Here is a 23,600-nt window from a genome sequence, read left to right as displayed (position 1 = left end):
CTGCTAGAAAAGTGGCGTAGAAGCAGATTTCATAGCCCGGGAAAAGAATGCCGCCACGTCCCACAGTCCTCACGAAACGCACGCTCGATAAGGACCTCGCCAAGATCACCCATGCCGAGGACGCGGCGAAGCATGTCCTGCGGCGGCTGGTGGCGCCCGGTCTCGGGCTGATCTTCGTCGGTCTCGCCATGCTTTTTGCCGGCGTCTATGTGTTCGACCGGCCGGGAGCGGTGCTCATCGTGGCGGCGGCAGCCCTTGCCGGCTACATGGCGATGAACATCGGCGCCAATGACGTGACCAACAATGTCGGCGCGGCCGTCGGCGCGCGCGCCATGACGATGGGCCAGGCGCTTGTTATCGCCGCGATTTTTGAGGTTCTCGGCGCGACGATCGCCGGCGGCGAGGTCGTCAGGACGATTTCCTCCAACATCGTCGACGCCGTCCAGGTGCCGCAGGCGGCACTCGGCTGGATCATGATGGCGGCGCTGATGGCGGCCGCCCTCTGGATCCATCTCGCGACCTGGATGAACGCCCCGGTGTCCACCACCCATGCGATCGTCGGCGCGGTGATCGGCGCCGGCATCGCAGCCGTCGGGCCGGAACCGGTGAATTGGCGGGTGATGGTGGAAATCACCTCGAGCTGGATCACCTCGCCGCTGATCGGCGGGCTGATCGCGGCCGGGCTGCTCTACCTCGTCAAGACGCTGATCATCTATCGCGACGACAAGATCGCGGCGGCTCGGCGCTGGGTGCCGGTGCTGGTCGCGGTGATGACCGGCAGCTTCATGGCCTATATGGTGCTGCAGCTGTCGCCCACCGGCAAATTTCCGTCTTTCACCATCATCCTCATCGGCATCGGCATCGGGCTTGTCAGCTGGCTTATCGCCCGGCCGCTCGTGCTCGCCCAGGCGCGCGATCTCGAAAACCGCAACAGCTCGCTGCGGGTGCTGTTCCGGCTGCCGCTCATCGGCTCGGCGGCACTGCTTTCCTTCGCGCATGGCGCAAACGATGTTTCGAACGCGGTCGGGCCGCTTTCGGCGATCGTCCACTCGGTCGGCGTCGGCGGCGGTGACGGCAGCGTCGGGCATCCGCCCCTCTGGGTGATGCTGATCGGCGCCTTCGGCATCTCCGTCGGCCTGCTGCTGTTCGGCCCGCGCCTCATCCGCCTCGTCGGCGAGGAAATCACCAAACTCAATCCGATGCGCGCCTATTGCGTCGCGCTGTCGACCGCCTTCACCGTCATCGTCGCCTCCTGGCTCGGCCTGCCGGTCAGCACCACGCATATCGCCGTCGGTTCCGTCTTCGGCGTCGGTTTCTTTCGCGAATGGTATACGCGCCATTCGAAGCGCCGCATCGCCTATATCAGGCGCAGGGTCGAGAGCTTCGATATCGACGAGCCGGAGGAGCCGAACGTCCACGAGACCCGGCGACGCTATCTCGTGCGCCGCTCGCATTTCATGACCATCGTCGCTGCCTGGATCGTCACGGTGCCGGTTTCGGCAGCGCTTGCGGCGGGGATTTATTGGGTTATGTTCGCGCTCTTCGTCTAGAACAGGATGCCGTCCGAAAACCGCTCACCGCTTTTCGGCATCGTGCTCTGAACCCCGTGAGTTTTAAATGCGCGCCAATTTCCGCATGCAACGGCTTTTCGTCGACGCGCCGCTTTCTGCCGGCGCCGCCCTTGAGGTGAATGCCGACCAGTTCAACTATCTCGCCAATGTGCTGAGGATGGAGGAAGGTGGAGAGGTTTTGCTGTTCAACGGCCGTGACGGCGAGTGGAAGGCGACCCTGACCTTCCCCACGCGCAAACGCATTCAACTGAGAGCAATCGAAGAGACGCGGCCGCAGCCGGCGCCCTGCGACCTCCATTATCTCTTTGCGCCGCTCAAGGTCGGCCGCATGGATTATCTGGTGCAGAAGGCAGTTGAAATGGGCGCCGGACTGCTGCAACCGGTCATGACCCAGCACGTCCAGGGCAAGATCACCAATCTCGACAAGCTGCGTGCCAATGTCGTCGAGGCGGCGGAGCAATGCGGCGTTCTCGGCATTCCCGAGGTGGCCGAGCCGGTGCGGCTTCTCGATCTGCTCGACCGCTGGCCGAAAGAGCGCCGCATCATCTATTGCGACGAGGGTGATGCCGGGCAAAACCCGCTGCCGGTGCTGTCGTCAATCAAGGAAAGGCATCTCGCGCTGCTAGTCGGGCCCGAAGGCGGCTTTTCGGAAGAGGAAAGGGCGCGGCTTCGAAGCCTCGATTTCGTCACCGCCATTCCGCTCGGACCGCGCATCCTGAGGGCCGATACGGCAGCCGTTGCGGCACTCGCCGTGGTCCAGGCGGCGATCGGCGACTGGAGCTGAAGAGCGAAACGGGTGGACACGGAAATTGCTGTTATTTTTTTGATGCGTCATTGAAAGAATTTCACTTGCAACATACGTGGCTTGGGTCCTAATCACCCTTCCAGCTGCCCGGCCCCCTGGGCGCCTTTTTCGAATGCAGGTACCCCGCATGGCCCGCGACACCACCGACCAGACGCCGCTCTCTTCGGTTCAGGATCTGACCGATTATATCGCCGCCGGCAACAAGCCGCGGGAGCGCTTCCGGATCGGCACCGAACACGAGAAATTTGCCTTCTTCCGTGCCGACAACAGTCCGGTTCCCTATTTCGGTGATGCCAGCATTTCGGCCCTTTTGACCGGCCTGCAGGCGAAAAGCGGCTGGGAGCCGATCATCGACGGCGGCAACATCATCGGCCTTGCCGAGCAGAACGGCATGGGGGCGATCTCGATCGAGCCCGGCGGCCAGTTCGAACTCTCAGGCGCGCCGCTCGAAACGATCCACGAAACTTGCAGGGAATCGAACCAGCACCTGACGACGGTGCGTGAAATCGCCGAACCGATGGGCATCCGCTTCCTCGGCATCGGCGGCAGTCCGAAATGGACCTATGCGGAAACCCCGCAAATGCCGAAATCGCGCTACGAGATCATGACCCGCTATATGCCGAAGGTCGGCAGCCAGGGTCTCGACATGATGTACCGCACCTGCACGATCCAGGTGAACCTCGATTTCTCCTCCGAAGCCGACATGCGCCAGAAGATGCGCGTCTCGATGAAGCTGCAATCGCTGGCGACCGCCCTCTTCGCATCCTCGCCCTTCACCGAGGGCAAGCCGAACGGGCTGCTCTCCTGGCGCGGCGATATCTGGCGCGATGTCGATAACCGGCGCGCCGGCCTGCTCGATTTCACCTTCCGCGACGACTTCGGTTTCCGCGACTATGCCGAATGGGCGCTCGACGCGCCGATGTATTTCATCGTCCGCGGCGGCCGCTATCACGACTGTACCCACGTCACCTTCCGTCAGTTCATGAATGGCGCATTGAAGGGCGAGGTCGCCGATCCGGCGCCGACGATGGGCGACTGGACGAACCATCTTTCGACGCTCTTCCCCGACGTCAGGCTGAAACGTTTCCTCGAAATGCGCGGCGCCGACGGCGGCCCATGGCGGCGCATCTGTGCGCTGCCGGCCTTCTGGGTCGGCCTGCTCTACGACGATGCCGCACTCGACGCCGCCGACGAACTGACGAAAGACTGGGGCTTTGCGGAGGTCGAGGCCCTGCGCAATGCCGTTCCGGCGCAAGGGCTGAAGGCCGAGTTCCGCGGGCATCCGCTCTTCGACACCGCGCGCGAAGTGATCGGCATATCAAAGGCCGGCCTCAAGGCGCGCGGCAAGCTCAATCGCGAAGGCCAGGACGAGACGATCTTCCTGGCGCCGCTCGACGAGGTGCTTGCCAAGAAGGCGACGCTCGCCGAGGATCTGCTGTCGCTCTATCACGGCCGCTGGAACGGCTCCGTCGAGCCGGTGTTCGAGGACTATCAGTACTGAGCCTGCGCCGATTTCGCTCCAATTCGGAAAACCGTCCGGCACTTTTGCCGGAAGGGCTTTAAGTTCTTATGGCAAAAAGCCGTTTGCACATTATCGTTTCCGGATATAGTGGCGTTACACGCGTCACGACTCGGGGAAAGGGACCTCCATGCTGCCACTCTTCGACATGATGATGCAGGCGCAGAACGGCGCGGCGATGGAGGCGATCGCCCGCCAGTTCAACCTCGCGCAGGAACAGGCGACCAAGGCGATGGCGGCGCTGATGCCGGCCTTCTCAGCCGGCCTGAAACGCAGCACCAGCAACCCTTACGATTTCGTCGGGCTGATGCAGGCCGTCTCCTCAGGCAATTATGCGCGCTATTTCGAGGATATGAGCCGGGCCTTCACGCCGGAGGGTATTTCCGACGGCAACAATATCCTTGCTCAGCTTTTCGGTTCGAAGGAGGTTTCGCGCGCGGTCGCCGCCCAGGCCGCACAGATGACCGGCATCGGCCAGGATATTTACAAGCGGATGCTGCCGGTGCTGGCCGATACGCTGATGGGCGGGCTCTTCAAGCAGACGACCGGCCAGATGGCCTCGCCGGTCAACCCCTTCGTCAACAAGGCAATGGGCGAGACCATCCAGCAATGGCTCGAAAGCACCGGCTTCGCACCGAAGCAGAAAGCCGCGCAGCCGAGCATCTTCGACAATCCCTTCACCCAGGCGATGCAGCAGATGTTTTCGGTACCGAAGGCCGCACCGGCTCCTCAGCCGAACCCCTTCCTCGACAATCCCTTCGCCAAGGCCTTCCAGGAAATGATGGCCGGGCTTGGGCAACCGCCGGCGGCCAAGCAGCCGGCTGCCAAGACGCCCGAGGCGCCGAAGGAAGAGACGAAGGTCAATGCCGACAGCTATACCGAGATACTGAACGCCATGTTCGATAGCGGGCTGGAAGTGCAGAAGACCTACCAGAGGAACCTGGAAGCGATCTTCGAAACCTATCGGCCGAAGCCGCCTGAAACCAAGGCATAAAAAAACCCGGAGATTGCTTGGGAAAGCCGATCACCGGGTCAAGCGGCAGGGCTATTGGCTATCACCCTGCGGGGAAACTCGACGCGCCTATTCGTTGTAGGAGCGGAAGAGCTGCAGGCGCCAGCGATTGCGCGCCGAGCGCGTCAGATGTTCCGAAGGGTCCTCGAAAAAGGTCGAGGCCAGGAACGCGGAGGTCAGGTCGGCCCTGCTCAGGCCGATATCTCTCAGCTGACTGTCATTCAGATCGTGCAGCGTGTTGATCTCCATGCGATTGCGGAACCCGCGAAAGAGGGAGACCAGCGGAGCGAGGCCTGCCGCCAGACGCTGGAAAAGCGTCGGGGTAAGCTTGCTGCAGTCGAGTTCTAGTGTTCGTTCTGTCGTGTGCATCGAACTCTCCTTTCTCGGGCACGCAACAACCCACCCCTCCCGCGAGGTCGTGCGGGAAGGGATAAGGCTGAATTCTGCTTGGACAGGCAGGGTGTCTGTCCTTCACTTTGCTTGATTTGCATCCCGAAGATGCCAAAGAGCTATTGATCAGTCCAACGAATGTTTCTAATGATTATCATCAGCTATCTTTATGGGTGACACCATGTCCGCGCCTCTTGATCTCGACCAGTTGCAGACTTTCATCGCCATCGTCGATTCCGGCAGCTTCACCAAGGCGGCCGACAGGGTCTACAAGACCCAATCGGCCGTCTCCATGCAGATGCGCCGTCTCGAAGAGCGCATCGGCAAGCAGCTGTTCATCAAGGATGGACGCGGCAACCGACTGACGGTCGAGGGTGAAAAACTTCTCAATTATGCCCGGCGCATCATCCGCCTCAACAATGAGGCGATCGCGGCCTTCGACGACAACAGGCTGGAGGGGACGCTGCGCATCGGCACGCCTGATGATTATGCCGACCGCTACATGCCCGAAATCATCGGCCGCTTCGCCAAGACGCATCCGAATGTCGAACTCTACATCGTCTGCGAGCCGTCGGTCGATCTGGCCGAGCGCATGCACAAGGGCGAGCTCGACATCGCCCTCGTTACCCACAATCCGCGCGAGCGCATGTCCGATGTGGTCAGAACCGAGCCGCTCTGCTGGGTGGGCTCGGCCAACCATCCGATCCGCGACGACGCGCCGGTGCCGCTTGCCGTCGGCCGGCGCGATTGCCAGTGGCGCCAGCTTGCCTGCTCGGCGCTCGATGCGGTGGGACGCGAACACCAGATCCTGTTCACCAGTTGGTCCTGCACCGTCGTTGCCGCCGCCGTGCTTGCCGGCATGGCGGTCTCGGTCATGCCTGAATCGGCGCTGCGTACCGGCATGAAGGTGCTGAGCCAGGCGGACGGCTTTCCGGCGCTGCCGCCTGTGCAGATCGGCATCATGAAGCGGCCGGGGGTTTCGCTCTCGTTGATGAACGCGATCACCGCGCATATCACCGCCTGCCTCGACAACATCACGCCTGCCGTCGTCGACGACACGCTGGAGGCCGATGTCAAATCCGCTCAGGCCCGCCTTTATCCGCGGCTGAAGGCCGCCAATATGGTGCCGAGCTGGTAAGAAGGAAGAGGTAAGCGCCCTCAGGCGGCGCGCTTCGCGGTCGCGGCAAAAAGGGAAGCGCGGATGACGCGTTTCCACTCATCGAGCATGCGTCGCGCCAGGGCTTCCTCGCTGACGGCGGCAAGCCGGATGACGGCGCCGATCAGGTGGCTGAACAGGTAAGTGCGCGCATACATCTCTTCGTCGCAAAGATCGGGCGCCAGCTTGCGCACGGCCTCATGAAAAATGCCGGCAACGCGGCCGCTATGCTCGATGTTCAGCTGAAGCAGATCCTGGTCGGTCTCTGTTCCCATCCAGACGCCGAGATAGACGGGATCATCGTGGTAGGACTCGTAATACCAATCGATCATGCCGCAGACGAGGTCGAGCGCCTGGTCGAGCGTCTGAACGTCGGCAAACATCGCCGCCGTCTTCGTCTGGATCGCCGAGGCGTGCTGGTCGAACAGGGCTTTGACGATCGCCGCCTTTTCGGGAAAATACTGGTAAACCGAGCCGATCGGCACTTTGGCGGCGACGGCAAGCTCCGTCATCCGCATGGCGCTGACGCCCTTTTCGGCAATGATCCTGGCGGCGGCAGCGAGAATGACGTCCAGCCTCTGGATACTGCGCTCCTGCTTCGGCTGCCTGCGCAAGCCGATCCGATCCATGCTCTCCACGCCCATGTCGTTCCCATTCTTATCGTTCGCGCGGGGCAGGCATCATGCCAAATCAGCGCGTCGGGCGGGTATGACATTGCAGGTCTTCATCAGTCGTAAATGAAAACGCCCGCATTTTAACGACCGGCAAAAGCGTATAAAAAACGGGACTCTAGGCGTGCTCCGCTGAGTTGCATTTACATCCCGAAGCGGTAAATGGTTGCGAAATTCCGGGCTGGAAAGGTGCAGACGTCGCTACCCTTCGTTGCGAAGGAATGACGGGTTCAGCCGATTTTAGAATTTCATCGACAAGGCCGCCCTGACCCCATGCTGCTGCGCATTATCGGCGACCTGGCCGGAATAGCCGATGCCAAGGGCAGAGCCCTCGCTGAGGTCGAAGTCGAGCCCGACATCGAGAACGAAGGCGTTCTCCGCCAGCGCCACGCCGGCGACGGTGAACGCCTCTCCACCTGCGAAAGCCTGCGTCGATACTGGAACGATGTCGCCGGCTGCATGCCGCCAGCCTGTCATGCCGCGCAGGGTGGCGTTCGTCCGGCCCAGGCGGATTTCCATTTCGGTATGCAGGCCGAGCGTTGTTATGGTGGTGCTGGTCGTGCGGCCGGCGCTGTCGAGCGCGGCGGCCCCGCCCTCTTCGGTAAAACCCGCCGTTCGAACACCGACATGAGCGAGATTGGCGAAGGGCTCGAAGGCGGCCGCCGCAGTCTCAAACCGGTAGCCGAGCTCCGCAAAGGCCTGCAACGTGCCGGCATCGTAGCTTGCTTCCAGCCTGTCCTCGAAGCTGCCGATGGCGACGCGGCGGCTGGTGTCGATCTGATGCCAGGTGTGCGCCAGGCCGGAGCGGAAGGTGAGATCGCCCCATTGCGTGCCGGCGTAAAGACCGAGGTGATAATCGTCGCTCGATCCCGAGGACGCGCGGTGGCGCGGGTCGAAGCCGGAATTGCTGTAACCGGCCATCAGGCCGAACCGGATGTCATCGAAGCCGGTGTCGACGCCGGCGAGAAAACCGCCGGTCTGGTGGTTGAGGGTGGCGGCATTGCCATCCGTGCGTATCTCGCTCCCGCCGCCGAAGGCCGTGCTCCAGAAAACCGGCGCGTCGGAAGCATCGGCGGCGGTGAGTTCCGGCGCGCCCGGCCAGAAGGCCTGGATCGGGACCGCGGTGGCGCCGGCATTGGCGAAAGCCGACCGCAGGCGTTCGTTGGCGGCCTCGCGGACAAACAGGCTCTGCGTGATCATCGCCGTTTTGATCGAGGCGTGGATTTCGCCGGAAAGCGCGTCGAAGCTCGCTTGGACCTGGGGCTCGTCGTCGGGCAAGCTGGCAATGGCATCATAGATGTCGTTGCCGAAGCCGAGCGCTTCGGCAGCCTGCGCCGCGGCAAACTGGTTGCGTGTCGCCGCCATGTCGCTGAAGCGCACATCGTTGCGTGCGATTTCCAGATAGACATTGTTCGGATCGTAGGAGAGGTCGGCATCCAGAAAGGCATAATTGGAGGTGACGGCGCCGAATGTCCCGCTGATCCCACCGCTCGCGGTGAGGATCGTATAGGTGGAGAACGGCTTGTAGTCACCATTCATGCCGATGTGGCTAACGGTGGCACCGTTCAGAAACGCGGTGCCGGTGACCGAGATCAAATCGCTGGCGGTGCCGGCTGGATCGACCTCGACCTCATAGGTGGCGCCCGCATCGAAAGTGAGGTTGCCGCCGACCGTCAAGGTCCCGATCGAGTTGCCGGGCGCAATGGTGACGCCGGCGCCGGCGCTCAGCGCACCGACATCACCAGACCCGCCCAGCCTGCCACCGGTCATCGTGAGGATGCCGCCAAGGCTGCCGTTGACGATGAGGCGGCCACCCGAAACCGTGGTCGTGCCTGTAAAGGCCGAACTGTTGCCGGTCAGGCGCAAGGTGCCGCTGCCGAGCTTGGTCAGGTCGCCGCTGCCGGAGAATATGCCGCCATAGATGCTGTCGCTCGCCTGGTCGATGGTCAAGTCGGCGCTGCCGATCGCGATCTCGCCGCCGCTTCCCGAAAGCTGCCCCGTGGTCAGGTCGAAGCCGCCGAGATCGAGGATACCGCCGTTGACCGCATAGGCGCCGTTCTGCACGAAGGCGCCGGCGCTGCCCGCCAGCAGGGTGCCGGCCTCGACCGTGGTCACCCCGGTGTAGATGTTGGTGCCGGAAAGCGTCAGGGTGCCGGCGCCCTGCTTGGTGAGGCCGCCGGTCCCCTGCAGATCCGTTGATATGCCGATGGCAAAGCCGTTGGTGTCGATAAAGGCACCGCCGGCATCGAAGATGACCTCGCCGGCGCTGAAACCGCCGAGGAAATTTGCCTCATTGCTCGTTGCGCGCAGAATACCGCCATCGAAGACGAGGCTGGCATCACCGGCGCCGCTGTCGATATAACCGGTCTCCAGGACGCCACGCCCGTTTCCGGCGCTTCCGGCGATGTTCACCGTTCCCGTCGCACCCGAATCGTCGGCGATGACGACCCCGGAAGCCGAAATCAGGCCGCCGTTCTCGATCGTCACGCTGCCCGAGCCGAATTCGCCCACAGATAGCTCATTGGAATTGATCCAGCTCGACCCCGCACCGGTCACGCTGGCCACGCCGCTGCCGTCCGTACTGAAGCCGACGTAAGCAAAGCTGCCGGTGACAGTGCCGCCGTTCGAAATGGTCAGCGATCCCGCGCCTACCTCACCTACCGAGACATCATCGGTATTGCTCCAGAGCGAGTTTGCTCCCGTGACGACCACCGCACCGACAGCCGTGATATCGTTGCCGATATAGCCGAATGTGCTGCTGACCGTCCCGCCATTTGAGATGGTCAGCGTGCCGGTGCCGCTGTCGCCGACAGTGAGTTCCTGAGAATTCGTCCAGGTCGAGCCGTTGCCTGTGACCGTCACCGTGCCGCTGGCGCCGGAGAAATAGCCGATGTGGCCGATTGTATTGTCGACGGCGCCGCCGTCGTCGATGGTCAGCGTGCCGGCGCCCTCATGGCCGACGTAAAGGTCGTTGGAATTGCTCCAGCTCGAGCCCGAGCCCGTGACCGTCGCCGTGCCGCTGGCGCCGGGATCGACGCCGAGCACGCCGGTGTCATTGCTGACCGTGCCACCGTTACGGATGATCAGGGTCGCATCGTCGCCGTTCTGATCGCCAATGACGAGATCGTCATTGATCGTCCATGGGCTCGGTTGCGTGCCCGGGCCGGTGCCGCCCGGGTCGTTGCCGTCGACGATCTCCGTGTCGCTGCCGCCGATGACCTGCTGCGCCGATCCCGGCTCTGCTGCCAGCATCAGCGCCAGCGCCGCGCTGCTCGCCGATCCCGCAAGTCGCAGCATGGCCCTCCGATGAGTTGCCGCTCCGCCTGTCTTCTCGTCCATCTTCGCTCGCAAATCGTCCCCGCCACTATTCGCTCGCGTAGAAATAGGCCAATCAATTTAAATATTGGTAACCATGTTCCTGACATTGTTCTTCGGGCGCAGAAGAAGAGCGGTTTTCCCAGCCTGTCCACCCTTGTGAACCGACGCTGTTGCGCATGACTACATTGTCGGCAGACTACAGCACGGCGGGTCTTTTCAGACGCGCGGGGGATGCTGTAACATTCTGAATTGCTGGATAATTTTGCCCTTGAACCGATTCCGATCCAAGGTTGCGCAATAGCGTGCTATCCCATTGCCATCCAGGCGGCGAGCCAGACCCACATGGCGGCGAGCACGAGATAGCCTGCGGCAAAGAGCGGGCTGCGGTAGCGGAGGTCGTTGCTGGTCACATGGACGGCGGCATGGGCATAACGCAGGGCGACGAAGAGCCAGGCGAGGCCGACGGCGACGATATTATCGGCCTCGGTGACATAGAGAAGAATACAGCAGGCATAGAAGAGCACCGGCAATTCGAACTGGTTGGCGAGGCAATTCTTGACGACGAGGCTTTCGGTCGGCTCGCCGCGATTTTCGCGATAATCCGATTTTGCGATGCTGCCGGCGCGGACCATTTTTGCGCGCCGCTGCCCAAGAAGCGCATAAAGACCGTAGACCAGCGCCACATGGGCAAGGAGTGGCCAGAAGATTTCATAGCCGGTCATTTCGGCACTTCCTTTCCGCTTTCGCATGTCGCGAGGAGCATTAGCGGAAAGGTTAAGCGGATGCCAGGGGCGGCTCGCCGCTGGCATCCTCAAACCCGATATTGTCTTTACACCTGGGCGCTGCCGCCATCGACGAAGAGTTCGGCCCCGGTAACGAAGCTGGAATCATCCGAGGCGAGGAAGAGTGCGGCAGCGGCAACTTCCTCGGCACGGCCAACCCTGCCCATTGGCACCTGAGCCGCCAGGGCATCGAGCAAACCCTGCTGTTGGGCTGGATCCTTACCCGCCAATTCGACCAGTCCGGTCGTTTCCGTGGGGCCAGGACTGAGCGTGTTGATCCGAATGCCGCGATCCTTCAAGTCGAGGATCCAGTTGCGCGCAAAGCTGCGCAAGGCGGCTTTCGATGCGGCGTAGACGCTGAAGGCGGGAGTGCCGCTCGAGCCTGCTGTTGATCCCGTCAAGATGATCGATGCTCCTCGAGAGAGCAGCGGCAAGGCCTTCTGCACCGTGAAGAGAACCCCCTTCACGTTTCGATCGAATGTGTCGTCATACTGCTCTTCCGTGATTTCGCCGAGGGGCAACATGGAGCCGCCGCCTGCGTTGACGAAGAGCACGTCAATTCCTCCTGCCTCGGCCTTGACCTTCTCATAGACGCGATCGAGGTCGGCGAGATTGGCTGAATCAGCCTGAATTCCCACAACTCCGCCGCCGATTTCAGCGATTGCTGCGTCGAGAACGTCCTTGCGACGGCCCGTGATGAAAACCCGTGCGCCCTCGACCACGAAGCGCTTCGCTGCTGCAAGGCCAATGCCGGAGGTGGCGCCGGTGATAACCGCAGTCTTCGCATTCAATCTTTGTGTCATTGTCGTCTCCTTTGGTTCGACCGAAGCTGAGATATGGACGAGGCTATCGTTTCGAAATAGAAAGAATTGAAAGCCATTGTTTCAGGAATGAAATGACTAAGTTTCCCGATTTCGAAGGCCTGGCGATGTTCGCAAAGGTCGCCGAGGAGCGTTCCTTCGTGCGGGCTGCGCAGACGCTCGGCGTGTCGGTGCCGACGGTTTCGCGAGCCGTGAGCCGCCTTGAGCAGAGGCTGGGCGCAAGGCTCTTCAACCGCACCTCTCGACAGCTCGCTTTGACCGATTTCGGCCTGCGACTGGTCGACAGCGCCGCACGGATCTATGCTGAGGCAGAGATGGCAGAGGACGCCGCCCGGGAGCTTGCGACCCGGCCGAAGGGGCTCATCAGGCTTGCCGCGCCGATGGACTTCGGGACACGCTGGCTGGCGCCGATCCTGCCTGACTTTTTCGAGCTCTTTCCGGAGATTTCCATCGACCTGCACATGAGCGATGCCGTCGTCGATATCGTGGGCGACGGCTTCGATGCGGCACTCAGAATCGCGGTCCTGCCGGATTCGTCATTGGTCGCGCGCAGGCTGGCGCCGGTGGATCGCTTCATTCTCGCGGCACCCGCATACCTGGAACAGTACGGCGTGCCGGAACATCCCCGCGAGCTAACGGCTCACCACTGCCTTGGATACGCCTACAGGGCGCGACAGGATGTCTGGCGCCTGCGCAATAGCGAAGGCAAGGAGGAGGTCATCGTGCCAAGCGGCTCTCTCAGGTCCACCAGTTCGCAAGCATTGGTGCCAATGGCGCTACGGGGCCTCGGGATCATCGAACTACCCGAATTTCTCGCGCATGACTATCTCGTCGACGGCCAACTGACGCCAATCCTTCCCGACTGGACGCTGGCGACCGGCGCACTGTATTTCGTCACACCTTCGGCTCGGAGCCGGCCAGCGAAGGTCGACGTCCTTGCCGATTTCATGATGGCGAGACTGTCAAATCCGGTTTGGCGGAGGAGGAGCTGACGCCGCTTCAATCCCGGCCTGGCGACAGCCAGCGGAGGATGGAAAGCCGGGCGATAAGGATGAAGCAGATGGCGAGACTTGCGAATTTCAGCCGTGTCATCCACGGCAGCAGCTCGGCTGCGAGATTTGCGGATCCACTGTCGCCGAAGGCGATCAGGCTGGCAATATTCTCACCATAGTCGGCAATGCCGTAGAGGAACGGCAGCAGGTAGGCCACCTTGGCGGCGAGCGGATGTTCCGATCGGCCGAACCACGCGCCTGCGGGACCAAGCTTGACGAAGGCGAGGAACAGCAGCGCCGTCAGCAGGGCCGGAAAGATCAGTTCCGGCCCGAAATACATGGCTCTGAGCAGCCGGGTCGCCGTCTCGTTCTCATCGAGCAGCTTCTGCATGTGGAAGACGGCCGCTTCGTCGTAACCGGCGAAATAGGTATCGAGCACCGCCTGCCCGGTCTCATGTTTGAACGGCACGACGAAGCCGAAGGTGGTCCAGGCGAGCACGGCAAGGCAGAGGGCTGCGAGCAGCGCGACGATCCAAAACGGAATTGCGCTGCCCGCTTTCATGATCAGAGGCCGGCGCCCGGATAGTTCGGGCTCTCGCGGGTGATCGTCACGTCATGGGCGTGGCTTTCGCGCAGACCGGCGCCGGAGATCCGCACGAAGGTGGCGCGCTCCTGGAAATCCTTCAGGTCCTTACCGCCGACATAACCCATGGCCGCCTTGAGGCCGCCGGCAAGCTGGTGGACGACGGCCGAGACCGGCCCCTTGTACGGCACCTGGCCCTCGATGCCTTCAGGCACGAGCTTCAGCGTGTCGCGCACTTCCGCCTGGAAATAGCGGTCGGCCGAGCCGCGGGCCATGGCGCCGACGGAGCCCATGCCGCGATAGGCCTTGAAGGAACGGCCCTGGTAGAGATAGACCTCGCCCGGGCTCTCATCGGTGCCGGCCAGCAGCGAGCCGATCATGACGGCGGAAGCGCCGGCGGCGATCGCCTTGGCAAGATCGCCGGAGAATTTGATGCCGCCATCGGCGATCACAGGCACGTCCTGAGCCTGCGCTGCCTGAACGGCCGACATGATGGCGGCGAGCTGGGGAACGCCGACGCCGGCGACGATGCGCGTCGTGCAGATCGAGCCCGGGCCGATGCCGACCTTGACGGCATCCGCACCCGCGTCGATCAGCGCTCGCGTGCCGTCATAGGTGGCGACGTTGCCGGCCATGATGCGCACCGAGTTGGACAGCTTCTTGACCCGGGTGACGGCATCCAGCACGCGCTGCGAATGGCCGTGGGCGGTATCGACGACCAGCAGGTCGACGCCGGCATCGATCAGCCGTTCGGCGCGCTCGAAGCCGTCATCGCCGACGCTGATGGCGGCGGCGGCGCGAAGCCTGCCCTGCGCATCCTTGGAGGCGTTCGGGTTCAGCTGCGACTTCTCGATGTCCTTGACGGTGATCAGGCCGACGCAGCGGCCTTCGGTATCGACGACCAGCAGCTTTTCGATGCGATGCGAATGCAGCAGGCGCTTGGCCTCCTGCTGATCGACGCTCTCCTTGACAGTGACCAGATTGTCCTTGGTCATCAGTTCGTGGATCTTCTGCTCCGGATCGGAGGCGAAGCGGACGTCGCGGTTGGTCAGGATGCCGACGAGGCGGCCCGACTTCTCGACGACGGGAATGCCGGAGATGCCGTGCGACTTCATCAAGGAGAGCGCTTCGGCAAGCTTTGCCTCCGGGCCGATGGTAACCGGATTGACGACCATGCCGCTTTCGAACTTCTTCACCTGGCGGACTTCTTCGGCCTGCTCGACCGGCGTCAGGTTGCGGTGGATGACGCCGAGGCCGCCGGCCTGGGCCATGGCGATCGCCAGACGGCTTTCGGTGACGGTATCCATGGCCGAAGACAGGATCGGGATGTTGAGATCGAAATCGCGGGCGATGCGGGTCGCGATGTTCGTCTGGCCGGGCATGACCTCGGAGTGGCCGGGCTGCAGCAGCACGTCGTCGAAGGTAAGCGCGTCCGCGCCGGTTGCCGTTTCAATGATGCGTGCCATGGCCAAATTCCTTCATTTAAGAAAATGCAACCTGGCCCGGAAACGAATCGTCCGCCCCGGCGGTGTGCATGAGATTGCTTGGAAGTTGGCGAGGGCTGGTAACACGTCTATGACAGGAAGGAAATAGCAAAAAGCCCGGCCTGTCCGCCGGGCTCGTCATGGGTGCCATGCATCTAAAGCGCATCGCGTCAAACTTGGTTGATGCGACGCGCTTTAGCTCTTTGTTTGCGCATGTCGTAATCCCGGAACCGCCGCACACTTCCGGGCGACATGCGGTAGATCAGATGTCGAACTGATAGGTCTTCGGAACGAAGCGATAGCCGCCATCCTGCCTCTCGGCAAAACCGACCGCCGGGAACGGCATGTGATAGCCGAGGAAGGCGATCTTCTCGGTCGCGATCATGTCGAAGACCTTGCGGCGGGCGATCGCTGCCTGCGCCTTGTCCATGTCGAAGCGCACTTCCCAATCCGGGCGCAGCAGCGACAGAATATAGTGATTGGCCGTATCGCCTGTGAGAACCAGGCGCTTTCCTTCCGATTCGACGTGGAACACCATGTGCCCCGGGCTGTGACCGGCTGCCAGCATCGCCGTCATGCCGGGCGCGACGCTGTCGCCATCCTTGATGAAGGTGGCTTTTTCGACGAGCGGCGTCACATTGGCGAGCACGGCCTTATGGCCGCCCTCGGCGGGCGTGCCCTCCCGCGCCTTGTTCGACCAGAAATCATATTCGGCCTGGCCGATGATATAACGGGCATTCTTGAAGGCGGGCGCGCCGTTTTCCATCAGCCCGCCGATATGGTCGCCATGCAGATGGGTGAGCGCGACGACGGTGACGTCGTCGGCCGAGTATCCCGCGGCCTTCAGGCCTTCGAGGAGCTTTCCGGCGCCGCGTGGACGACCGCCAGCGCCGAAGCCGGTATCGACGAGAATGACATCCGAACCGGTATCGATCAGAGCCGGCGCATAGCCGTTCACGAGCTTGTCGGCCGGCAGAAAGTTTGCGGTCAGCAATGCCCTGACCGCATCGGGGTCCTGATTTGTGCCATAGGTTTCATGAGGCTTTTCGGAAATGTTGATGCCGTCGCGGACGACGGTGAGCTTATAGGAGCCGAGCTTGAATTGATTGATTTCGGGCAAAGGCGTTAAATCCATTTTATTGCTTTCTCCAGTCGCGGCCGCTTCGGCCGTCTTTCTTAAAATGACCGGCGCTGCGAGCAGGCTGAGGCCTGCGGCAAAAAGGGTGCGCCGCTTTATTCCCGACGAAATTGCCATATGTCTATCCTCCCATGAGGTGCGGTGCGTCGCCGCACGGCCCCCGATGTCGGTTCCAGCCGGATTTATATCTCAATCTTGCCACCCGACGTTGTCGGACAACCCGTCTCACGCAGACGTGAAGCAAACCTGTCGTCGAGGCGGATTGAGGGATTGGCAGGCTTCTGAAGTGGGACTAAACAGCACGAGCCTTCCAGCTCTGCAGCCCATCAAGGCCTCCCGCCTATGAACCGCATCGTTCCGCTGATCCTCGCCGTCGCTCTTTTCATGGAGCAGATGGACTCCACCGTCATTGCAACCGCGCTGCCGGCAATCGCAGCGGATCTTAATGTCGGGCCGATCACGCTGAAGCTGGCGCTGACCTCCTATATGGTGGCGCTGGCGGTGTTCATCCCGGTCAGCGGCTGGATGGCCGACAGGTTCGGCGCCAAGAACATCTTCCGCCTTGCCATTTCCGTCTTCGTCATCGGCTCGATCTTCTGCGCCATCTCGTCCAACCTCGTCGAATTCGTCTTCGCCCGCTTCCTGCAGGGCATGGGCGGGGCGATGATGACGCCGGTCGGCCGTCTCGTGCTGGTGCGCACGACAAAACGCAGCGATCTGGTTTCGGCCATGGCGCTGCTCACCATCCCGGCGCTGGTCGGCCCGCTCACCGGCCCGCCGCTCGGCGGTTTCATCACCACCTATTTCAGCTGGCACTGGATCTTCCTGATCAACGTGCCGGTCGGCGTCATCGGCATCTGGCTGGCGACGATCTTCCTGCCGGAGGTCGAGGCGACGGCGCCGCCGAGGCTCGATTTCACCGGTTTCGTGCTCACTTCGTTTTCGGCCGCGGGCGTCGTCTTCGGTCTGTCGGTGGTCAGCCTGCCCGCCCTGCCGCCGATCATCGGCGTCACCGCCACCGTGATCGGCCTCGTCTGCAGCGTCCTCTATATCCGTCATGCCAGGCGCCACCCGGCGCCGATCCTCAACCTCGACCTGTTCAAGAACCCGACGTTCCGGGCCTCGACGCTCGGCGGCACACTGTTTCGCATCTGCGTCGGCGCCATGCCCTTCCTGACACCGCTGATGCTGCAGCTCGGTTTCGGGCTGACGCCGTTCCAATCCGGCATGATCACCTTTGCCGGGGCGATCGGGGCGATCACCACCAAATTCATGGCAAAGCGCGTCTTTGCGGCCGCCGGCTTCCGCACGACGCTGCTTTGCGCCGCCATGGTGACGACGCTCGTGACCGTCGTCACCGGCCTGTTCACGCCGGCAACGCCGCATCTGGTCATCATCGGCGTGCTGTTGCTCGGCGGCTTCTCCCGCTCCTTCATGTTCACCGGCGTCAATGCGCTTGCCTTCGCCGATATCGACGATGCGCAAGCGAGCCAAGCGACATCGATGAGTTCGGTGATGCAGCAGATCAGCCTGGCGCTCGGCGTTGCGGTCGCCGCGGCGATCCTGGAAAGTTCGATCTATATCAGGGGCGAAGCATTGCAGGTCGCCGATTTCCATCTCGCCTTCTACATCATCGCCGGACTGACCGTCATCGCCACCATTCCCTTCGTCAGAATGGACCGCAACGCCGGCGCACTCGTTTCCGGCCACCGCGCGAAGGCGGTGACGCAGTCTCCGATCGACACCGAGCAGCCGGCGGTGAAATAGGCTCAAGCCGCTACAGCGTCCCTCGCGCGCCTCAAAAGACGCGCGGCGCTGTAAGCTATTCGGGGTTTTCGCAGACGGCCGAGAGCTTGTTGCCGTCGAGATCCCTCACATAAGCGGCATAGAAATGGGCGTGGTAGGAGCGCAGGCCCGGCCCGCCTTCATCGATGGCGCCTGCGGCAATCGCAGCCGCGTGGAAGGCATCGACAGCGGCCCGCGTTTCGGCCGCGAACGCCACCATGGTGCCGTTACCGGCAGCCGCCCGGCGGCGATTGAAGGGCGTCACCACCCAGAAGCGGCAGCGCGTATCGCTTTCGGCGGAATAGCCGACCTCCTCTTCCGAATAATGCTGGCGGCGATAGCCGAGCAGAGGCAGCACGGCATCATAAAAATGTCCGGCGCGATAAAGATCATTGGTTCCGAGCGTGACGTAGAGAAGCATGGGACCAGCAGCTCAGCTCTTGATGTTGCCATCATCGGCCGGGACCGGCCCAAGATCAAGCTTGCTCTGCTTCACCTTCTGCCTTGCGGCCCTTGAAGCCCTTGGCCAGCAAAAACATCTCGACCGATTCGGCGCGCGACGCGTTCGGCTTGACGTGGACGACCTGGCGGAAGTTCTGTTTCAGCATGGCGAGCAGCTCACGTTCGGTGCCGCCCTGGAAGGTCTTGGTGAGGAAATGCCCGCCCTCCCCCAGCACCTCGACGGCGAATTGGGCCGCGACTTCGCAGAGATGCATGGTGCGCAAATGGTCGGTGCGGTGGTGGCCGGTGGTGGGTGCCGCCATATCGGAGATGACGAGATCGGGCGTGCCGCCGACGGCCTCCAGCAGCTTTTCCGGCGCACTGGGATCGAGGAAATCGAGTTGCAGGATCTTGACGCCGGGCAGCTGGGCCATTTCGAGAAAATCGATCGCGGCCACGCGGATGTCCTCATCGGTCGAGCCGGTGACCTTGGCGGCGATCTGCGACCAGCTGCCGGGGGCTGCCCCCAGATCGATGATGCGCTTGGCGCCGCGCAGGATATGGTGCTTCTCGTCGATCTCCAAAAGCTTGAAGGCGGCACGGGCGCGATAGCCCTCCAGCTGGGCGCGCTGGACATAGGGATCGTTGATGTGGCGCTGCAGCCATTGCCGGGAAGAGGCCTTCATCTTTTTGTTCTTGACGCGCTGGCCGAGCTTGCGGCCGGTGCGGTTTCCCGCGATCGGTGCTTTGGTCATGCCTTTTTCCCTATCTGGCTCGCTGGCCGCGGCGGTTGCGGTTGCGCCGCCACACGCCGTCATCGGCCATCATGTCGGTGAGCAGCCCTTCCCTCAAGCCGCGATCAGCAACGCGCATGCGCGGGCTCGGCCAGCGGCGGCGGATCGCCTCGAGGATGGCGCAGCCGGCGAGCACCAGATCGGCCCGATCCGGCCCGATGCAGGGATTGGCGGCGCGGCTTTCGAAATTCCAGGAGAGCAGTTTTGCCTGCATGGCGGAGACCTCGTCGTCGGACAGCCAGATGCCGTCGACCTTGCGCCGGTCATATCGCGGCAGGTCGAGATGGACGCCGGCAAGCGTCGTCACGGTGCCCGATGTGCCGATCAGATGGAAGTCGCCGGTCTGGGCGACCTCGATCTCCGGGCAATCGAAGCCTTCGAGCATGCCGCCGACTTCGCGGACCATGCCTTCGAAAGCTTCCGGCGTGACGTCACGCCCGCCATGACGCTCCGACAGCGTTACGACGCCGACCGGCAGCGAGGTCCAGTGGGTGATGTGATTGGCGAGGCGACTGTAACGATTGTCGCCGATGCGGATGACGGCGATCTCCGACGAGCCGCCGCCGATATCGAAAAGCACGACGGAGCGGGTCTCGCGCCCGACCAATGAGGAGCAGCCGGAGACGGCGAGCCGTGCTTCGGTCTCGCGATCGATGATCTCGAGCGCCAGGCCGGTTTCGGCAACGACGCGGGCGAGGAACTCCTCACCATTGACCGCCTGGCGGCAGGCCTCGGTCGCAATGAGCCGCATGCGGCGGATCTCGCGGTTTCTGAGCTTGGAGGCGCAGATCCTCAGCGCGTCGACTGCCCTCTCCATCGCCTCGTCGGACAGACGGCCGCTGGCCGCAAGGCCCTCACCAAGGCGCACGATGCGGGAAAAGGCGTCGACCACCCGAAACTGACCCGGGCGGGTCGGCTGGGCGATGAGCAGCCGGCAATTGTTGGTGCCGAGGTCGAGAGCGGCATAGAGTTCGTCGGGCCATGCGTGTTCGCCGGCCTGGCGATCGCCCTGATAACCGGAATGGGCGTGACCATCCTGGCGCCCCCTGCGGCCGGCATTGGCGCTGGTCTGCGCCTCCCGCGGCTCGGCGCGCTGCACCGTCTCTTCGGCGCGGCGCTCCTGCTGCGGCGGGGATGGTTTTGCCGTCGTCAGCGGCCGGCCCTGAAGACCGCGCTTGCCGCGATGTTTGCGGCGGTTGCGCCGGTTCGGCGTGGAATCACCTTCGGCCCGAGCAGCACTGCTCGCTGCCTGGGTCTGCTCCATTGCATGGGCTTGAAGGGAACCGTCCTGCGCAGCGCCTTGGCCGCCACGACGGCGACGCTTTCGCTTGCGGGCCGGATTTCCGGCCGCATCTTCCATCGGGCGCGCAGACTGCCCGGCATTGCCGGAAAGCTCATGCGAAGCGGGATGAGCCGCGTTGCGGGATTGCCCGCCACGCTTGCCCTTGCGGCGCCTGGACTTCTTGCCGTCCTTGCGCCCTGCCGCCGACGCCCCGTCAAATTGCGGCTTTGCGCCGCCTTCGGGGTCTTCCACGTTATCTTTCCATCGCGCCGCGCAAGTCCTGAGGTATGCAGCAGGCGCTCATTCGATTTTTGCGTTGCGGCAAGAATATCAGCGCCCGCCGAAATCGCCAAATTCTTTTTTGGACGGGGTTTTGCGGACCGTTTCACCTCTTCCGCGACAGCACTGAATTTTTTCAAAACGGGTATTTGCAATCCGCCCGCTTTTGGTTATAAGCGCCGCACAGCAGCCAAGCCATGCTTCGGCGGCAACTGCTGGGGAATAGTTCAATGGTAGAACGACGGACTCTGACTCCGTTAATCTTGGTTCGAGTCCAGGTTCCCCAGCCAACAATTTCACTGATCGAGCATTATTGAATCCAGGCGGCGAAGATTTCCCGGGCGGCTTGCCGTGTTCGAGCGGCTCTGGACAGGAAACGTGCTGCCGTCAATGGGCTGATGGATCCCTCCCGACATAGCGGCAATCTTCTCACCCCTATGCTGCCCGGGCGCCGGCCCGTCGACACCGTCTGTGTCGCGGAGATCGACCCAGGAATAAATACTGGTTCCCCCGGCCTGATATCAGACCGCCGGGTCGGATGTATTTTCGAATTCCAGAAACCAGGCGTAAGTGGCTGCAATGCCATCCTCGAGCGAGATGCGCGGCTTCCAGCCCATGTCCTGCAGTTTCTGATTGCTCATCAACTTGCGCGGCGTGCCGTCGGGCTTGGAAAGATCATGAATGATCTCCCCCTCGTAACCGACAACGCGGCAGACCAAACGCGTCAATTCGATAATTTCGAGATCTGTCCCCGAGCCGACATTGACGTGCTGCGAGCCCGAATATGTCTTGAGAAGAAACACCAGAGCGTCGGCGCAGTCGTCGACGTGCAGAAACTCGCGGCGCGGGGTTCCCGTGCCCCAGACCACCATGTGCGGGTCTTTGCGAAGTTTCGCAGCGTGCGCCTTGCGGATAAGCGCCGGCAGCACGTGGCTGGTATTCAGGTCGAAATTATCGCCCGGGCCATAAAGATTGGTCGGCATGGCCGAAATATAATCGCGACCATATTGCTTACGATAGGCTTCCGCGAGCTTGATACCGGCGATCTTGGCTATCGCGTACCATTCGTTGGTCGGCTCGAGCTCACCGGTCAACAGAGCTTCTTCGGGAATCGGCTGCGGGGCGAGCTTGGGATAAATGCAGCTCGACCCCAGGAACAGCAGCCGTTCCACTCCGCCCCGATGGGCAGCTTCGAAGATATTCGCTTCGATAATCAGATTGTCGTAGATGAATTCTGCGGGGTAGCTGTCATTGGCGAGGATACCGCCAACCTTGGCAGCGGCGAGAATGATCGCGTCGGGTCGGTTTGCTTCAACAAATTTCTCGACCTCGTCCTGCCGCTTCAAGTCGACCTCACGGCGCGTGGCCGTGATGACGTTGCAGTCTTCGGATTGAAGCCGGCGCACAAGAGCACTGCCGACCATACCGCGATGACCGGCAACCCAGATCTTCTTGTTGGGCAAATCGTACACTCAGATCTCTTTCCGGCCGGTTAGAGCCTTCCAGTGCTTGACATCCTCGCGCACCATTTCGGCGGCGAGTTCACGAACGGGGGTCTTGTGCTGCCAGCCCAGCTTCTGGCGTGCCTTGGTCGGATCACCCAGCAGAAGGTCAACTTCCGTCGGGCGGAAATAACGAGGATCGACTTCGACGAGGCACGCACCGGACGCGGAGTCATAACCCTTTTCGTCGACGCCGGACCCCTTCCATTCCAATGCAATGCCCACGTCGGCAAAAGCCCACTCGACAAACTGGCGGACGCTCGTGGTCTCACCCGTCGCCAAGACGTAGTCATCCGGCGTGTCCTGCTGCAGCATGCGCCACATGCCTTCGACATATTCACGCGCGTGGCCCCAGTCACGCTTGGCGTCGAGATTGCCGAGGAAAAGCTTATCCTGCCGACCCAGATGGATGGCAGCCACTGCCATCGTGATCTTGCGAGTGACGAAGGTTTCGCCACGAAGCGGGCTTTCGTGATTGAAAAGAATGCCGTTGGATGCGTGCATGCCATAGGCCTCGCGATAATTCACGACGATCCAATAGGCATAGAGCTTGGCTGCCGCATAGGGAGAACGCGGATAAAACGGCGTTTTTTCGCTCTGCGGCACTTCCTGCACAAGACCGTAGAGCTCCGAGGTCGATGCCTGGTAGAACCGAGTCTTTTCCTGCAGCCCCAGGATACGGATCGCTTCGAGCAACCTCAACGTCCCGACGCCATCGGCATCCGCCGTATATTCAGGCGTTTCGAAGCTGACACCCACATGGCTTTGTGCGGCAAGATTATAGATTTCGTCAGGCTGCGTCTGCTGCACGATCCGCAACAGGTTGGTCGAGTCGATCATATCGCCATAGTGGAGAATGAAGCGAGGATGTGTCTCATGCGGATCCTGATAGATGTGTTCGATGCGGCCGGTATTAAAAGACGAGGACCGCCGCTTGATACCGTGCACCGTATAGCCCTTGCTCAGAAGCAATTCGGCCAGATAGGCACCATCCTGACCAGTCACCCCAGTAATCAGCGCGGTTTTTGTCATTTTTTCACATCGTCTTTCGATACAATCTTTGGATCGTGTTTATGGAAACGGCCGAACGAGTGCAACCCCCATGTAACTTCGGCCGGGCCGGCGAAATGGGCATCGTCGATCTCTTCGGTTGACGTGAGACTGCGACAACGAGACTAAGCTCTCTCCCCCGCGCTCCGCCAGCCTGACTCCAGCAGCAGCGGCAAGGTATTTGTCAGAAGGTAATAGGCATTAGGCTACCTACTTCTGATAGAT

General features: G+C 62.1%; 20 protein-coding genes and 1 tRNA gene. 8 read left to right on the top strand and 13 right to left on the bottom strand.

Features of this window, described 5'->3' with window-relative positions:
• Positions 1–47: 47 nt before the first annotated feature.
• From AF337_RS36350 to AF337_RS36335, 4 genes are all read left to right on the top strand, one after another.
• Positions 48–1,550, top strand: a complete 1,503-nt coding sequence (locus AF337_RS36350) for an inorganic phosphate transporter (RefSeq protein ID WP_049735907.1) — start codon at positions 48–50, stop codon at positions 1,548–1,550.
• Positions 1,551–1,617: 67 nt separating this feature from the next.
• On the top strand, positions 1,618–2,355 hold the full coding sequence (locus AF337_RS36345) for a 16S rRNA (uracil(1498)-N(3))-methyltransferase (RefSeq protein ID WP_049735906.1): 738 nt from the start codon (positions 1,618–1,620) through the stop codon (positions 2,353–2,355).
• Between the two features lie 148 nt (positions 2,356–2,503).
• Positions 2,504–3,877 (top strand): glutamate--cysteine ligase, encoded by a 1,374-nt coding sequence (locus AF337_RS36340; protein ID WP_049735905.1) that lies wholly within the window; start codon positions 2,504–2,506, stop codon positions 3,875–3,877.
• A gap of 148 nt (positions 3,878–4,025) precedes the next feature.
• Positions 4,026–4,889 (top strand): DUF937 domain-containing protein, encoded by an 864-nt coding sequence (locus AF337_RS36335; RefSeq protein ID WP_049735904.1) that lies wholly within the window; start codon positions 4,026–4,028, stop codon positions 4,887–4,889.
• An 87-nt stretch (positions 4,890–4,976) separates the two neighbouring features.
• Here AF337_RS36335 and AF337_RS36330 read toward each other — a convergent pair whose 3' ends face one another.
• Positions 4,977–5,276 carry a DUF1127 domain-containing protein gene (locus tag AF337_RS36330; RefSeq protein WP_049735903.1) on the bottom strand — a complete coding sequence of 100 codons (300 nt, stop codon included), beginning with the start codon at positions 5,274–5,276 and terminating at the stop codon, positions 4,977–4,979.
• Positions 5,277–5,478: 202 nt separating this feature from the next.
• Between AF337_RS36330 and AF337_RS36325 the strand changes: the two genes are divergently transcribed.
• Positions 5,479–6,435 carry a LysR substrate-binding domain-containing protein gene (locus AF337_RS36325; protein WP_003588350.1) on the top strand — a complete coding sequence of 319 codons (957 nt, stop codon included), beginning with the start codon at positions 5,479–5,481 and terminating at the stop codon, positions 6,433–6,435.
• Between the two features lie 20 nt (positions 6,436–6,455).
• On the opposite strand, the gene AF337_RS36320 is transcribed toward AF337_RS36325, so the two are convergent.
• From AF337_RS36320 to AF337_RS36305, 4 genes are all read right to left on the bottom strand, one after another.
• Positions 6,456–7,097 (bottom strand): TetR family transcriptional regulator, encoded by a 642-nt coding sequence (locus tag AF337_RS36320; RefSeq protein WP_049735902.1) that lies wholly within the window; start codon positions 7,095–7,097, stop codon positions 6,456–6,458.
• Positions 7,098–7,364: 267 nt separating this feature from the next.
• Complete coding sequence (locus AF337_RS36315) at positions 7,365–10,421, bottom strand: autotransporter outer membrane beta-barrel domain-containing protein (RefSeq protein ID WP_244471379.1); 3,057 nt, start codon at positions 10,419–10,421, stop codon at positions 7,365–7,367.
• A gap of 326 nt (positions 10,422–10,747) precedes the next feature.
• Entirely contained in the window at positions 10,748–11,164 is a 417-nt protein-coding gene (locus AF337_RS36310) for an MAPEG family protein (protein WP_049735900.1), read from the bottom strand.
• Positions 11,165–11,271: 107 nt separating this feature from the next.
• A complete protein-coding gene (locus AF337_RS36305) occupies positions 11,272–12,027 on the bottom strand; it encodes an SDR family oxidoreductase (protein ID WP_049735899.1) in 756 nt (251 codons plus the stop codon).
• A 92-nt stretch (positions 12,028–12,119) separates the two neighbouring features.
• On the opposite strand from AF337_RS36305, the gene AF337_RS36300 reads away from it, so the two are divergent.
• Positions 12,120–13,037, top strand: coding sequence for a LysR family transcriptional regulator (locus AF337_RS36300; protein ID WP_049735898.1), 918 nt, complete (start codon positions 12,120–12,122; stop codon positions 13,035–13,037).
• A 7-nt stretch (positions 13,038–13,044) separates the two neighbouring features.
• Here AF337_RS36300 and AF337_RS36295 read toward each other — a convergent pair whose 3' ends face one another.
• From AF337_RS36295 to AF337_RS36285, 3 genes are all read right to left on the bottom strand, one after another.
• Positions 13,045–13,599, bottom strand: coding sequence for a hypothetical protein (locus AF337_RS36295; RefSeq protein ID WP_049735897.1), 555 nt, complete (start codon positions 13,597–13,599; stop codon positions 13,045–13,047).
• Positions 13,600–13,601: 2 nt separating this feature from the next.
• Complete coding sequence (gene guaB / locus AF337_RS36290; RefSeq protein ID WP_049735896.1) at positions 13,602–15,086, bottom strand: IMP dehydrogenase; 1,485 nt, start codon at positions 15,084–15,086, stop codon at positions 13,602–13,604.
• Positions 15,087–15,366: 280 nt separating this feature from the next.
• Positions 15,367–16,359: an MBL fold metallo-hydrolase gene (locus AF337_RS36285; protein WP_049735895.1), complete on the bottom strand. Its 993-nt coding sequence runs from the start codon at positions 16,357–16,359 to the stop codon at positions 15,367–15,369.
• A 225-nt stretch (positions 16,360–16,584) separates the two neighbouring features.
• Between AF337_RS36285 and AF337_RS36280 the strand changes: the two genes are divergently transcribed.
• Positions 16,585–18,009 (top strand): DHA2 family efflux MFS transporter permease subunit, encoded by a 1,425-nt coding sequence (locus AF337_RS36280; RefSeq protein WP_049735894.1) that lies wholly within the window; start codon positions 16,585–16,587, stop codon positions 18,007–18,009.
• Between the two features lie 55 nt (positions 18,010–18,064).
• Here AF337_RS36280 and AF337_RS36275 read toward each other — a convergent pair whose 3' ends face one another.
• The 3 genes from AF337_RS36275 to AF337_RS36265 are packed head-to-tail and all read right to left on the bottom strand — an operon-like array spanning position 18,065 to position 20,796.
• Entirely contained in the window at positions 18,065–18,448 is a 384-nt protein-coding gene (locus AF337_RS36275; RefSeq protein ID WP_049735893.1) for a VOC family protein, read from the bottom strand.
• Positions 18,449–18,503: 55 nt separating this feature from the next.
• Positions 18,504–19,223, bottom strand: coding sequence for an RlmE family RNA methyltransferase (locus AF337_RS36270; RefSeq protein WP_049735892.1), 720 nt, complete (start codon positions 19,221–19,223; stop codon positions 18,504–18,506).
• Between the two features lie 10 nt (positions 19,224–19,233).
• Entirely contained in the window at positions 19,234–20,796 is a 1,563-nt protein-coding gene (locus tag AF337_RS36265; protein ID WP_049735891.1) for a Ppx/GppA phosphatase family protein, read from the bottom strand.
• 243 nt (positions 20,797–21,039) lie between these two features.
• Here AF337_RS36265 and AF337_RS36260 point away from each other — a divergent pair.
• Positions 21,040–21,113 (top strand) — tRNA-Gln (locus AF337_RS36260).
• Between the two features lie 231 nt (positions 21,114–21,344).
• Here the strand turns inward: AF337_RS36260 and fcl are convergent.
• Positions 21,345–22,295: a GDP-L-fucose synthase gene (gene fcl / locus AF337_RS36255; RefSeq protein WP_049735890.1), complete on the bottom strand. Its 951-nt coding sequence runs from the start codon at positions 22,293–22,295 to the stop codon at positions 21,345–21,347.
• On the bottom strand, positions 22,296–23,357 hold the full coding sequence (gene gmd, locus AF337_RS36250) for a GDP-mannose 4,6-dehydratase (RefSeq protein WP_049735889.1): 1,062 nt from the start codon (positions 23,355–23,357) through the stop codon (positions 22,296–22,298).
• Positions 23,358–23,600: the final 243 nt, after the last annotated feature.

Origin of the sequence: Rhizobium ecuadorense (assembly GCF_001187535.1) — a bacterium.
Lineage (GTDB): Bacteria > Pseudomonadota > Alphaproteobacteria > Rhizobiales > Rhizobiaceae > Rhizobium > Rhizobium ecuadorense.
The sequence above is the reverse complement of the archived record's forward strand: the minus strand, read 5'-3'. Positions and strand labels throughout refer to the sequence as shown.